Source organism: Salinispirillum marinum (assembly GCF_042650105.1).
GTDB classification, from domain to species: domain Bacteria; phylum Pseudomonadota; class Gammaproteobacteria; order Pseudomonadales; family Natronospirillaceae; genus Salinispirillum; species Salinispirillum marinum.
Genome location: NZ_JBHSAL010000002.1, coordinates 318,809 through 330,953, shown reverse-complemented (window position 1 = coordinate 330,953; position 12,145 = coordinate 318,809). Strand labels below are relative to the sequence as shown.

The following is a 12,145-nucleotide window of genomic DNA, read 5'->3' as shown; positions in this document are numbered from 1 at the left end:
ATCACATTACCGATTATGTGTACCATCGCCAATTCATCGCCAATTTTCCCAAAAAAATAGCGGTGTTCGGCAGCAGCATTTCCTGAAAACTAATCAGGAAAAATTCTACAGTCGAACACCGCTATCATTTGGAGGCTTACCCTACTCTAGAGGTTCCGCCCATACAGCGTATTCGTTTCCGCTAGGGTCAGAAAAATGGAACCGCCGGCCACCCGGAAAGGAAAATATGTCTTGCACGATCTGACCGCCTGACGCTTTGACCTTCTCGACCGTTGCTTCCAATTCAGCACTGAACAGCACCACCAAGACACTGCCGCTCTTCGTTGACACCACTTGATCAGACTTAAAAAAGCCGCCATCAATGCCAGCGTTCTCAATGGCTGCGTAGTCTGGACCATAGTCCACGAATGACCACCCGAACGCTGCGGTAAAGAATGTCTTAGTCGCCGCAAGATCCCGCGCCGGGATCTCAAGGTAATTTATCTTGCCGGTTTCTTTCATGTTGTGATCAATTTCCCAGTAAGGACATGTGTTTAAGTTCGTGATACCTCAGAGCCAATAACAGGCAATGCCCTAGCGGCACTTGTTCGATGTTGGTGCTTAGGGGTATCACTATGGCGCGCTTGCCTTCGTACGCAAATTCATTGCGATAGAGTTCTTTGCACGTTTCAATCATGCTCGTTTGGCAATGGAAAAACACTTTGATGGAGTCCGGGTCTTGGTGCTTCCAATCGATTCGAATAGATGTGCCACCTTTAACCAAATAGCTCGCTTCACCCCACTTCAGCGTTTCTTCAACATCACCCAGTTCATGTTCTGCAGCAAGGGCCAATATCAATCGGCGCACGCTTTCAAGTTGCTGTCGAGCGTCTTGCGGGTAACCGTCAAATTTCGCCTGCACTTCAGGATTCATAAGCCAACCCATAACCACAAAAGTTATTTGCTAAACCGCGTGTTACAAACAGCAAATTATCATCACTCTGCTGTTTGGAGGCCCGTGGTGTGCGCATCTATAATAGTTTGTAAATGTCCGCTTTGAATTACAGCGGCATGCGCTTCATCAAAGCGCGCTACAAAATCTTCATCTACAGAAGCTTTAGAGAAAATGAAATATGCCGGGTCAGATGACAACTGAATATTCGTCTTCACAATTTGCCCTTGAAAACCGCGGTCAGCAATTTCCATCAATCCCGTCAGGTAACTAGCGGCCACCGCATCAATTCGCTTGCGGTCCAACATTTGCCACAAAAGCGTACGGTCTGGCACCAACGTTAAACGGTCTCCCAGGGTACCCTGCTCTAGTGCATCATAATATTCAGGGCCATAGTTAACCCCTATTTGAGCACCGAGATTAAAATCACTTACAAGAAATTCCGAGAACGATTGCCAGGCGATTTTTGCAGCATCTTCTGCCCGTACAAACAACACATTCGGCGAAACGGAACCTTGCTGAGCATAGTGAGCAAACTCGCGTCGTTCAGGTGTATCAAATGCCCCACCAACAATATCCACCCGACCCGCCCGTAACTCGGCTAAAGCACGCGCCCAAGGCATTTCGACAAACACTACCTCGCAACCCATTAAATTTAATACGGTGCGCGCAATGTCCGCTTCTATTCCGCTAACACCATCAGGCGCTTCAGATGAAGAATAGGTATAGGGTGGGTCTTCCGTCCAGCGATAGGTTTTCACACATTCCTCCGCGATCGCCGAGAGCGGAACAAGCATACCGCTCAACATTACCCATGCCCACAACCGGCTACATAACCAACGAGAGAACTTTTCAGAAACGGCAAAAAACGAGCTTACCGTACAACTCAACATAGGCTTTCCCCTGCATTGTGCTCACATCATTGTAGGTGACGAGCTAAGAATCTGTTTTATCTAACACCTCACCATATAAAACGGGTCCGGCGCATCGGGGCTGGAAATTCCTTTCAGGATAGCCAGTTCACCGGCTGTTGCCTCCCGAAAACCCGCTTTGCGATAACTTCTAACTGCCCGCTCATTGCTCGCGGAAGGCTGCATAAAAAAGCGCTCTATACCCAGTGAAACTGCAAGATGCCGACACAAAGCGTCTAGGGCACGCGTACCAAACCCCTTGCCAGCAAATTGTGAGCCGAACATCCAGATATCGAGCTCTACGAATCCAGAAGCCGGGTCAACATCGTTATAGCTGACTTGACCCACCGCCTCACCGGCATGTTCGATAATAAAGCAGCGGCCCAACTCAGGACGAGAACCATCAAAGTAGTGATCTTGATAGTCTGAGCAAAAGTCCTCATAGCTCAAAAGAGGCGTGTATAACTGTGATGGATGACTCAGCAGAACATCGGTCAGGTCAGAACGCGCTAATGCTTCGAATATTTGCCGTCTATCCGCTATTACCGCAGGCCTTAGCTGGATATCGCCAACATCAACCATCGGACGACATAGCCGACATATCCATCCACATCGTTTCCCAAATGTGGCCATCAAGATCGGTCAAACTTCGGCTATACATAAAACCCAAATCCTGCACCGGGTTCACATCCGCTACACCACCTTGAGCACCAGCCGTTTGTGTCATCTCATCGACCTGTTCGCGCGAATCACAAGACAAGGCCAGCATGACTTCACTGGACGTTGTTGGTGGAATTGGGCGGTTCGTGAAAGTACGCCATTTTTCATGCGTCAACAGCATCACACTGATGGTATCGCTCCATACCATACAGGCTGCCGTTTCATCGGTGAACACCGGGTTGTTCTCAAAACCGAGAGACGTATAGAACGCCATAGATGCTGCAAGATCGGTAACAGGCAAGTTAACAAAAATCATGCGGGGCATGGCAATTACCTTTTTATGTTGGATTTGATTTTTAAGATCTAAGCTCTATTTTTTGGTCGGTTCATTCAACAGGACACCTGTGTGCCGTTGCGTCCAGCCGCCTTTGCCTCATACATTGCGCGATCAGCCAGTTCAAAAAGCGTTTCATAGTCATGCATATCTTGCATGAGGCTTGCTGATGTTACTAGGCCAATACTCACCGTAAGAGGCTTACCTCTAACCAGTATAGTTCCTATCAAGTCATGCAGCCGACGAGCAAATGCAAGCGCTTCGGACTCATTCGTATCCGGCAAAACCAAGGAAAATTCCTCACCGCCATAGCGGCCCACAACATCCGATTCCCTAGCGTGTTCACGCAAAACATCGGCCAACCGTTTTAATATCTCATCGCCCGCAAGATGGCCTTCAGTGTCATTCACCTGCTTAAAATTGTCGATATCAAGCACGACAACCGAAACAGGACTATTGCTTCGTTTCGCCTGAGAAAGCAACTGCTCCGCTCGGCGCTTAAGCTGCCGACGGTTAACCAAGCCTGTCAGTTCATCTGTCACCGACAAATGATAAAGTTTTTCACTGTGCGCCTCTAACTGACGACGCGCCTGAATAAGCTCTTGGTCTAGTTGATTGCGCCGGGTGGCGTTGAACAGGCTCCAGTAGATATGCCCTTCTTTACCGCCATTCAGCACCGCATTAAGAACAACCGGAATCGCCTGCCCATCTGCGCCACGAAGATCCAACATCACTTCTTCACATTTGCCCTCATGCAATAGCAGGGGGAGTAAATACGTATCGAACATGATGTTTGATGCTGGCGAAAGCAAATCGGTTAATTTTCGGCCAATAAGCGCCTCGCGGGAGATCCCGAGCAGCTTTTCAGCATAAGCATTGGCATAACGCAGCTCTCTACCACCCTGGCGATCTGGACTATCCGTCACCAAACAGGCACAGGGAAATTCATCCAGCATCCACTGTCTATCTTGCAACATAACTGCCCCTACCGTACCAGGAAGGAAAGCACTTCAGCACTGACCTTTTCCGGGTAACTCATGTGAAAACAATGGCCTTCAGTATCCAGCGTCACTAACTGACTGCCGGGCATCTGTTGATGCATATACTCGCCGACGGAGGGGTTGGCCAACGCATCTGATTGGCCCTGTAGCAATAAAGTTGGATGGCGAGTTTGAGGCAAAATATGGCGATAGTCGGAAAAGAACGTCGCTTTCGCAAATGTCTTGGCAACCAACGGGTCAGTAGAGCAAAAGCTTCCTGAGAGCTCGCCAGTCAACTCCTTCGAAGCGTCATGGCCCATAGCTAACGGGGCAAAATAATCAGCCCAGCCAATGTAGTTCTTGTCCATCAAATCCATCAATTGCTCAAGGTCTTCCCGCGCAAAACCACCCTGATAATCCGGTGGCAGATTCAAATAACAAGGTGAGGGGCCCAACATCACCAAATCGCGGAATCGGTCTGGTTGCTCGAGAGCCGCCAACAACCCCACCACTCCACTCACCGAATGTCCCAAAAAGCTGACATCCTGTAGGTTATAGACGTTGCAGATGTCGAGCACATCCTGCGCATAGCCCTCCAGTCGACTGTACCGATCCACACTAAAAGCGCTCAACTGAGAATGTCCGCTACCCACATAATCGAACAACAACACTTTATATGATGCGGTAAAGGCTGGCGCCATAAACCGCCACACGTTTTGGTCACAACCAAATCCGTGCGCTAGCATGAGTACCCGATCACCCTCACCGATCCAGTGCACATTATTGCGCTCGGCAATGCTCTTCTGATCCATACCCTGCTCTCCATAAAACCCGTTGCCGATGGACTTCCATCGCCGCGTAATTCTGAGGTCGGATCTCAACCACGCATCACATCTGACGTTAGACTAGAGTCATTCTAGACTGCTAGCCAACTACTTGCTTAGTCAAATGGTCAAATTAAACATGCAACACCGTTAGAACATCAGCCATCAGCGAATAGCGCCCGGTATTACAAAGTACCAGCAATGTGAGTCAGCCTAGCAATCGTCCGGCAAGACGTTCTTTCTGTGCCCGAACGGACTCGGTTAGAAAGTCCATAAGCGCATGAATCCGCACAACACCTCGGAGATCCGGATGCATCAAAAACCACAGTCCGTATTCCAATTCGGGAATGGGGTCAGTGAGCTGGATAATCTCAGGATCTGCCTCCGCTAAATAGCACGGCAGTACAGCCAACCCCATACGCGAGCGAATAGCACTGAGTATGCCGACCAGCGTATCAACACGGCAAACACAGGATTCTCTCAACGAGTTATTATCCATCCACAGGTCCAATGCTGAATCTTGCAGTCGTGGACCAGCACAAACCCAAGGTTGCTGGAGAAGAGTTTCAATGCGCGCGCCCGGCGTTAGGCCTAGGCTTCGGTGCCCGTATACGGCCTGACCAATTGTGGCCAGCGGGCGGCCAATCAGATTTTCAGGGGGATGGTTGGACGGTCGAATTGCCACATCCGCCTCCCTGCGGGTCAGGTTGAATAACTGATTAGAAATAGCAACGTCCAACACAATGTTTGAGTATTTTTGGCGGAATTGAGTGAACAGCGGAGCCAACAGACCCATCAACAGCGAATCTGTTGTTGTAGCCCAGATTTCCCCACTAGGTTCAAGATCACGACCAGCGACTTTACGCTCAGCGGCAAGGGCAGCTTCATCCATAACCCGAGCCGTGTCGGCAAGTTCTTCACCAGCAAGGGTAGGTTGATAACCCGTCCGGCTTCGCTCAAAAAGCGTAACTCCCAGACGCTTTTCAATATCACTCAACCGCCGGAAAACAGTGGCGTGACTCACATTCAAAGCGCGAGATGCGCCCGACAAAGAGCCCTCCGATGCGATGGCTAGAACTAACTCAAAATCATTCCATGCCAATTGACTTCGAGTTTTCTGCGCAATGCCCGAAAGTTGCCCCCGCTGCTCACCTGTTCGTTTTTGCAAAGTAATTTCTCATTTTTATGTAATCGCTTGCAGTATAGAACATCAATAGCATGTACCTGAACCATGAAATTAACAAGGCGCCCAATCCATTGGCGGAATGTAACAGAGGTCAGCAGCATGACGATTTCAAAACAAATACACGACGTTAACGTTAGCAGAACATTTATTCGTAGAGCTGATGATGTTAGTGAAAAAGGCGATTCGGATAAATCGCACGAAGGAGGCATCCCGCATAGATACCGGGATGAACAAGGAGGTATTGACGTTGAACAAATCAGGCAGGATCAGCACCAAGCTCGTCGACTCGTTTTACGCTCGATGATTCGGCGTCTTCTGAAGTTTCGGTGGTAGTGCTGATCCTTTTTAGGGTTATGATGAGGGAGAACTTAAACGGCGTTGTGCATTTGATAAGCGAATGATCAGGGTACAGCAATACATCGTAGGAAACCTATGAATCGAGACGCCGGCTCGTTGACCGAAAACAAAAAAGCAGCCCTGAGGCTGCTTCTTTAAATTTGGAGCGGGAAACGAGACTCGAACTCGCGACCCCGACCTTGGCAAGGTCGTGCTCTACCAACTGAGCTATTCCCGCATAAAACTTTTTGACTCACTCTAGTTGCTTGGCAAACTAGGCGGTCGTGCTCTTCCGGCCTCATATCGCCGATTTGAGTCGTTCATCCCAGCTCGAAGCAGTGCTTCGAAAACTGCTGGGCTTCACCCAACTGAGCTATTCCCGCAATGGCGTCCCCTAGGGGACTCGAACCCCTGTTACCGCCGTGAAAGGGCGGTGTCCTAGGCCACTAGACGAAGGGGACGCAAACCTTCGAACGAGGCGAATAATACGGGCAGGTGTTTTCCGTGTCAACAATTTATTTAGTTAAATCAACAGGTTGGCAAACTGCCCTTGGCTCACACCCAACGTCTCCCAACGGTCACATTGTGGACAGTGCCAGTGATGCGTACTGGTTTCGTATCCACAGTGCGAGCAACGGTACAACCAGTGCCTCTCTTTCAAAGGAGCCAATGTCCGCGCAATACGATCAAGCGGTGCCTGACCATTTTGCCGCGCAAGGTGCTCGAGCTGAAACGCGACCGTTACGCCGTTCGCATTTACACTGTCCAATAGAGCAACGCCCTCCCCCATTTTACCCAAACGGCACAACAACTCTCCATGCACGAGCCTAACATCGGGATTGGCTTGATTGCGTTGTAATACCGGTAATATGCGCGCTAGGTAGTCTGGCTTCTTTACCATTACGCTGTACAACAGATCACGCAGCAGATCCATCCGGTCGCCGTGCATTTCTATATAGCGTTGCAATAAGCGGTTCAGTTCGCGCCCTTCTCCACTCATCACCGCCATCCGAATGCTGCTGATCAAGGGACGCCGGGAGTCGGTATTGAGCGCCGCCGCATCGGCGATTAGGCGGCGTGCTTTCTTCGGGTCGGTATCAGCAATGTGTTGCGCATGTTCACAAAGCATGTGGACCTGCTCTAGTTTCAATCCGGTTTGCGCTAGGTTTGAATCGGCAGCAAATACGTCAACCGCAGCGGCCCAGTCTTTCTGTTGTTGATAAATTTTCAACAAGTATCGCGCTGCGTCTGTGCTATAAGCACCGCGCTGCGCAATTAAGGAACGAAACAGGTCTTCCGCCCGACCAAGAATGCCAGCGGTATAAAAGTCCTTGGCAAGTTCCAACTGGGCTTGCTGTAACGCCTCCCATGACAGACCTGGCCGACCATATAAGGACTGGTGTATTTCAATAGCCGACTGAATATCACCCTGGCGACGATGTGCTTCCGCCATGTCCATACTGGCTTGAAAACTTAAGTCTCCCTGCGAGTGCAGATCGCCAATCGTTCGCCCAGCAACAAGCCGAGTCGATTTATTCTTTAATGCGGTAGATTCTGGCTTGGGTTTGGCCTTGGCTTGCAGGTCAGCCAGGCTCGGACGCCGACGAAAATAGGATAACCAATGATAGCGGCTTTGCACCCATAGGCCTGCACTGAACATCAGCGCACAAACGATTAATACTTGTTCCCAGCTAAAATCGGGCACGGTATCCGCCGTTCAATAAAATCAGGATGGAGTTTTTTCAGTCAGTGCTTTACGCATTTGCTTTAATTCGCGCCGCAAGCGACGCTGCCCCCACCACATGACGAGTGCGGCAAGCAAAAACCCGAAACCCACGGCCAAAAGCATCCAGAGAAAAAATGGCAACATGGGAGTGGAAAAGCCCAAAAACGATAAGGCTACAGGTGTGGTATTGGAGAGCCCCAAACCTACACCGGCCAACAGGAGCACGATCAGAACGATCAAGCTCAATAAAGACTTCATAGTTTACTCGTCTTCAATGGCTGAATTGACGGATTCACGCAGTTCTTTGCCGGGTTTAAAGTGGGGTACGTATTTACCATCCAATAATACGGCTTCGCCGGTTTTAGGATTGCGCCCTTGGCGCGCAGAACGGTAATGCAACGAGAAGCTGCCAAAGCCGCGCACTTCAATACGTTCACCGTCAGAAAGTGCTTCCGACATGTGTTCTAGAATTGTTTTGATGGCGAGTTCCACATCCTTGGCGGATAAATGGGGCTGCCGCTCCGTGATGCGCTCTATCAATTCCGACTTTGTCATTGTTCCTCCTACATAGGGTGACCGCAAAGTCGGAATAAAGAGTAAGCCAGACACGCCAGAAACGCAACAGTCTAATTTTTAAGCGTTTTTTATGTTTTTTATGAACCGGTTGAAATAACTCTGTCATCTTTTGCTGCCGATACGAACATAAAAAAACCGGCCAAGGCCGGTTTTTTACTCGGTATGCTGATAACGCATAAGCGGTTATCAGCGATATCCAGATGTGATCGCCTTACGACTGATCTTGCATCTTCTGCTTGATCAAATCACCAATGGTGGTAGGACCTGCAACGTCTTGCGACTTATCTTTCAGCTCGCGTACCGCTTGCTTCTCGTCAGCCATGTCTTTCTGTTTGATCGACAAGGTAACAACGCGGTTCTTACGGTCAACGCTGATGATTTTGGCTTCTACTTCGTCGCCTTCTTTCAGTACGTTACGTGCATCTTCTACACGGTCACGGCTGATTTCAGAGGCTTTCAGTACCGCTACTACGTCTTCTGCCAGTTCAACAGAAGCGCCTTTAGCGTCTACTTCAACCACTTTACCGGTAACGATGGTGCCTTTGTCATTGATGCTCACGTACTCAGCAAACGGATCGCTTTCCATTTGCTTAATGCCCAATGAAATGCGCTCACGCTCTGGATCAACAGACAGGATGATGGTTTCCAGTTCGTCGCCTTTCTTGTACTTACGTACAGCGTCTTCACCGGTTTCGTGCCAGCTGATGTCTGACAAGTGAACCAGACCGTCAATGCCGCCGTCCAGACCCAAGAAGATACCGAAATCAGTGATGGACTTGATGGTGCCCTTCACGCGGTCGCCTTTCGTGAAGCTCTGTGCGAAATCTTCCCATGGGTTGATTTGCGTTTGCTTGATACCCAGAGAAATACGACGACGTTCTTCGTCAATGTCCAGTACCATAACTTCAACTTCATCACCCACTTGTACAACTTTCGATGGGTGGATGTTCTTGTTGGTCCAATCCATTTCAGATACGTGAACCAAACCTTCAACGCCTTCTTCCAGTTCTGCGAAGCAGCCGTAATCGGTCAAGTTTGTTACCTTAGCCTTAACCACAGAATCTTCTGGGTAACGGGCTTTGATATCAACCCATGGATCTTCACCCAATTGCTTCAGACCCAAGGAAACGCGGTTACGCTCACGGTCGAACTTCAATACTTTAACGTCGATCTCGTCGCCAACAGCTACGATTTCAGACGGATGCTTGATGCGCTTCCACGCCATGTCGGTGATGTGCAACAGACCATCTACGCCGCCCAAATCAACGAATGCGCCGTAATCGGTAAGGTTTTTAACGATACCTTTAACGCTCTGGCCTTCTTGCAGGTTAGCCAACAATTCTTCGCGCTCTTGCGAGTTAGCAGACTCCAGAACCGCGCGACGTGATACCACCACGTTATTGCGTTTCTTGTCGAGCTTGATAACTTTGAATTCGAGTTCTTTGCCTTCCAAGTGAGCGGTATCGCGCACTGGACGTACGTCAACCAGTGAACCTGGCAAGAACGCACGAACGGTTTTCACGTCTACCGTGAAACCACCTTTCACTTTGCCGTTGATGATACCCATGACCACTTCATCAGCTTCGTGGGCTTTTTCCAGATCAATCCAGGCTTCTGCACGCTTGGCTTTCTCGCGCGACAGACGGGTTTCACCCCAGCCGTCTTCCACTGCGTCCAGTGCTACTTTAACTTCGTCGCCAATGCTGACTTCCAGTTCGCCTGCTTCGCTCAAAAATTGAACGCGGGGAACAACGCCTTCTGACTTCAGGCCAGCATGGATAGTGACCCAGTCATCATCAATGGCTACAACAACACCAGTAACAATAGAACCGGGAACCATATCAATGGTCTTTAAACTTTCTTCGAAAAGATCTGCAAAGCTTTCGCTCATGGTTAAATTTTCCTAATCGATCAACGGCTTGGTCGACAAGCTTTTCCGTGCGCCAGCTCGCCCGGGTCAATCCAACAAAGTGTTCGCTACGGCTCGGGGCTGGATAAGAGCAATGTAAGAACACACCTAACCCTTTTTCAGGGAGGTGCGTATTTTACATATTGTGCCAGTGATTTAAAGGGTTTTAGCGGATTTTTATCCGATCAGCTTCAGCTTTTGCAGATCAACTCGAATGGCATCGATCACTTCATCCACTGACAGGTGTGTACTGTCAAGCAGGCGTGCATCGTTTGCCGGAATTAATGGCGAGGCAGCGCGTGAACTGTCGCGCTCGTCACGGGCAATAACTTCCGACAATACCTCGTCATAACTGGTGCCTACGCCGCTGTCACGCAGTTGCTCATAGCGCCGGCGCGCACGTTCTTCGGAGCTGGCGGTCAGAAATATTTTCAAGGTCGCATCGGGAAACACCACCGTACCCATATCACGGCCATCTGCCACCAGACCCGGTGCCGTACGAAAGGCACGTTGGCGTGCTAACAAGGCGTGACGCACCGCCGGATAAGCCGCTACCCGCGAAGCCGCTGCACCGGTTTTCTCCGTACGTAATTCACGTGTTACATCGTCGCCTTCTAAAAAAACAGACCCACGTTCAACATCAAAGCGAATGTCCAGATGCTCGGCCAGAACCGCTACATCGGATTCCTGGTCCAAGCTAACACCATGACTTAACGCGCAGAGCGCCGTTAAACGATACAACGCACCTGAGTCCAAAAAATGCCACCCCAGTTCACGCGCTAAGAGCGTACTGACTGTACCTTTGCCCGAGCCACTGGGGCCATCAATCGTGAGTACAGGGGCGTTTTGATCCATAAAAACCGTCATTAAACTTACCTAGCACGTTGTTCAAGTATGGATGAAAAGTAGTCACGCGCCTTTTTTGCGCGCGTAAATATCTGTTTCAGCGTAGCGCCATCGTGCGTTTGCAATGCCTTCCGGACGCCTTGTAGGTGCTCGATGTAGTGGTCGAGCACGGTTAATGTAGCTTTGTCGTTTGACAAAAAGATGTCATGCCACATGGTAGGGTCACTGGCGGCAATGCGCGTAAAGTCGCGGAATCCGCCCGCCGCATAATGAAATATTTCGTATTTCTCAGACTCCTGGGCCAAGGTATCAACCAACGAAAAGGCCAGTAAGTGAGGCAGGTGACTCGTCGCCGCCAGCACTTCGTCGTGCCGCTCCACACTCATCATTTGAATGTCGGCGCCAACACTTTGCCACAGCTCGGTGATGGTTTCGATGGCGCTAAAATCGCTGAATTCGTGCGGGGTGAGAATAACCTGATGACGGGCAAACAATTCTGGGTTCGCTGCATCCACGCCGCTGCGCTCGCCTCCCGCAATGGGATGACCGGGTACCAGCCAAGGCGGCAGTTCACCAAACACGGACTGTACGGCAGCGATCAAACTACCCTTCACACTACCCACATCCGTCAGCAGAGTTTCCCCATTCAGCAAATGCGGAGCCATTGCCGCCAATACACCGGGTACTGCAAGCACAGGTACCGCTAACACAACGATATCTGCCTCATTGCAGAGCGTATGCAAATCCTCTGCAACCACATCGACCAAGCCCAAATGCAAAGCCTTGCTCGTGGTATCGGACGAGAGATCAAAACCCACGCGGCGCAAGGGTACTGCTCTGGACCGCAAGGCGGCGGCCAACGAAGCACCGATCAGACCAAGGCCAACAATCCCTACCGTTTTTCCCTCTAATAACGTCATCATCAA

The 12,145-nt window shown here is 50.1% G+C and carries 14 protein-coding genes and 2 tRNA genes; all 16 read right to left on the bottom strand.

Going from position 1 to position 12,145, the window contains the following annotated elements; all coding sequences use genetic code 11:
- Positions 1–141: 141 nt before the first annotated feature.
- The 16 genes from ACFOSD_RS08655 to ACFOSD_RS08580 all read right to left on the bottom strand — a co-directional run bounded on the left by ACFOSD_RS08655 (position 142) and on the right by ACFOSD_RS08580 (position 12,142).
- The gene (locus ACFOSD_RS08655) at positions 142–501 is read right to left on the bottom strand and encodes a VOC family protein (RefSeq protein WP_380695544.1); all 360 of its coding nucleotides are present in this window, start codon (positions 499–501) and stop codon (positions 142–144) included.
- A gap of 7 nt (positions 502–508) precedes the next feature.
- A complete protein-coding gene (locus ACFOSD_RS08650; RefSeq protein WP_380695542.1) occupies positions 509–913 on the bottom strand; it encodes a DUF1801 domain-containing protein in 405 nt (134 codons plus the stop codon).
- A 62-nt stretch (positions 914–975) separates the two neighbouring features.
- A complete protein-coding gene (locus tag ACFOSD_RS08645) occupies positions 976–1,692 on the bottom strand; it encodes a substrate-binding periplasmic protein (protein ID WP_380695540.1) in 717 nt (238 codons plus the stop codon).
- 192 nt (positions 1,693–1,884) lie between these two features.
- On the bottom strand, positions 1,885–2,424 hold the full coding sequence (locus ACFOSD_RS08640) for a GNAT family N-acetyltransferase (RefSeq protein WP_380695538.1): 540 nt from the start codon (positions 2,422–2,424) through the stop codon (positions 1,885–1,887).
- Positions 2,417–2,827, bottom strand: a complete 411-nt coding sequence (locus ACFOSD_RS08635; RefSeq protein WP_380695536.1) for a VOC family protein — start codon at positions 2,825–2,827, stop codon at positions 2,417–2,419. Before ACFOSD_RS08635 ends, ACFOSD_RS08640 begins: the two co-directional genes overlap by 8 nt.
- A 65-nt stretch (positions 2,828–2,892) precedes the next feature.
- Positions 2,893–3,813: a sensor domain-containing diguanylate cyclase gene (locus ACFOSD_RS08630; RefSeq protein WP_380695534.1), complete on the bottom strand. Its 921-nt coding sequence runs from the start codon at positions 3,811–3,813 to the stop codon at positions 2,893–2,895.
- 8 nt (positions 3,814–3,821) lie between these two features.
- Entirely contained in the window at positions 3,822–4,628 is an 807-nt protein-coding gene (locus ACFOSD_RS08625) for an alpha/beta fold hydrolase (RefSeq protein WP_380695532.1), read from the bottom strand.
- Between the two features lie 220 nt (positions 4,629–4,848).
- Complete coding sequence (locus tag ACFOSD_RS08620; RefSeq protein WP_380695530.1) at positions 4,849–5,808, bottom strand: LysR family transcriptional regulator; 960 nt, start codon at positions 5,806–5,808, stop codon at positions 4,849–4,851.
- 516 nt (positions 5,809–6,324) lie between these two features.
- Positions 6,325–6,400, bottom strand: a tRNA-Gly gene (locus ACFOSD_RS08615).
- Positions 6,401–6,547: 147 nt separating this feature from the next.
- Positions 6,548–6,623, bottom strand: a tRNA-Glu gene (locus tag ACFOSD_RS08610).
- A gap of 62 nt (positions 6,624–6,685) precedes the next feature.
- Positions 6,686–7,867 (bottom strand): hypothetical protein, encoded by a 1,182-nt coding sequence (locus tag ACFOSD_RS08605; protein ID WP_380695528.1) that lies wholly within the window; start codon positions 7,865–7,867, stop codon positions 6,686–6,688.
- A gap of 21 nt (positions 7,868–7,888) precedes the next feature.
- On the bottom strand, positions 7,889–8,146 hold the full coding sequence (locus ACFOSD_RS08600; protein WP_380695526.1) for a LapA family protein: 258 nt from the start codon (positions 8,144–8,146) through the stop codon (positions 7,889–7,891).
- A gap of 3 nt (positions 8,147–8,149) precedes the next feature.
- Positions 8,150–8,443, bottom strand: coding sequence for an integration host factor subunit beta (ihfB, locus tag ACFOSD_RS08595; RefSeq protein ID WP_304994041.1), 294 nt, complete (start codon positions 8,441–8,443; stop codon positions 8,150–8,152).
- Positions 8,444–8,675: 232 nt separating this feature from the next.
- The gene (rpsA, locus tag ACFOSD_RS08590) at positions 8,676–10,355 is read right to left on the bottom strand and encodes a 30S ribosomal protein S1 (RefSeq protein ID WP_380695523.1); all 1,680 of its coding nucleotides are present in this window, start codon (positions 10,353–10,355) and stop codon (positions 8,676–8,678) included.
- A 195-nt stretch (positions 10,356–10,550) separates the two neighbouring features.
- The gene (cmk, locus tag ACFOSD_RS08585; RefSeq protein ID WP_380695521.1) at positions 10,551–11,240 is read right to left on the bottom strand and encodes a (d)CMP kinase; all 690 of its coding nucleotides are present in this window, start codon (positions 11,238–11,240) and stop codon (positions 10,551–10,553) included.
- A 5-nt stretch (positions 11,241–11,245) separates the two neighbouring features.
- Positions 11,246–12,142, bottom strand: coding sequence for a prephenate dehydrogenase/arogenate dehydrogenase family protein (locus ACFOSD_RS08580; RefSeq protein ID WP_380695519.1), 897 nt, complete (start codon positions 12,140–12,142; stop codon positions 11,246–11,248).
- Positions 12,143–12,145: the final 3 nt, after the last annotated feature.

Excerpts from the sequence above, each read along its gene's own strand:
- ACFOSD_RS08655 (WP_380695544.1), bottom strand. The coding sequence starts at position 501 with ATGAAAGAAACCGGCAAGATAAATTACCTTGAGATCCCGGCGCGGGAT.
- ACFOSD_RS08650 (WP_380695542.1), bottom strand. The coding sequence starts at position 913 with ATGAATCCTGAAGTGCAGGCGAAATTTGACGGTTACCCGCAAGACGCT.
- ACFOSD_RS08640 (WP_380695538.1), bottom strand. The coding sequence starts at position 2,424 with ATGGTTGATGTTGGCGATATCCAGCTAAGGCCTGCGGTAATAGCGGAT.
- ACFOSD_RS08635 (WP_380695536.1), bottom strand. The coding sequence starts at position 2,827 with ATGCCCCGCATGATTTTTGTTAACTTGCCTGTTACCGATCTTGCAGCA.
- ACFOSD_RS08630 (WP_380695534.1), bottom strand. The coding sequence starts at position 3,813 with ATGTTGCAAGATAGACAGTGGATGCTGGATGAATTTCCCTGTGCCTGT.
- ACFOSD_RS08625 (WP_380695532.1), bottom strand. The coding sequence starts at position 4,628 with ATGGATCAGAAGAGCATTGCCGAGCGCAATAATGTGCACTGGATCGGT.
- ACFOSD_RS08600 (WP_380695526.1), bottom strand. The coding sequence starts at position 8,146 with ATGAAGTCTTTATTGAGCTTGATCGTTCTGATCGTGCTCCTGTTGGCC.
- ihfB (WP_304994041.1), bottom strand. The coding sequence starts at position 8,443 with ATGACAAAGTCGGAATTGATAGAGCGCATCACGGAGCGGCAGCCCCAT.
- rpsA (WP_380695523.1), bottom strand. The coding sequence starts at position 10,355 with ATGAGCGAAAGCTTTGCAGATCTTTTCGAAGAAAGTTTAAAGACCATT.
- cmk (WP_380695521.1), bottom strand. The coding sequence starts at position 11,240 with ATGACGGTTTTTATGGATCAAAACGCCCCTGTACTCACGATTGATGGC.
- ACFOSD_RS08580 (WP_380695519.1), bottom strand. The coding sequence starts at position 12,142 with ATGATGACGTTATTAGAGGGAAAAACGGTAGGGATTGTTGGCCTTGGT.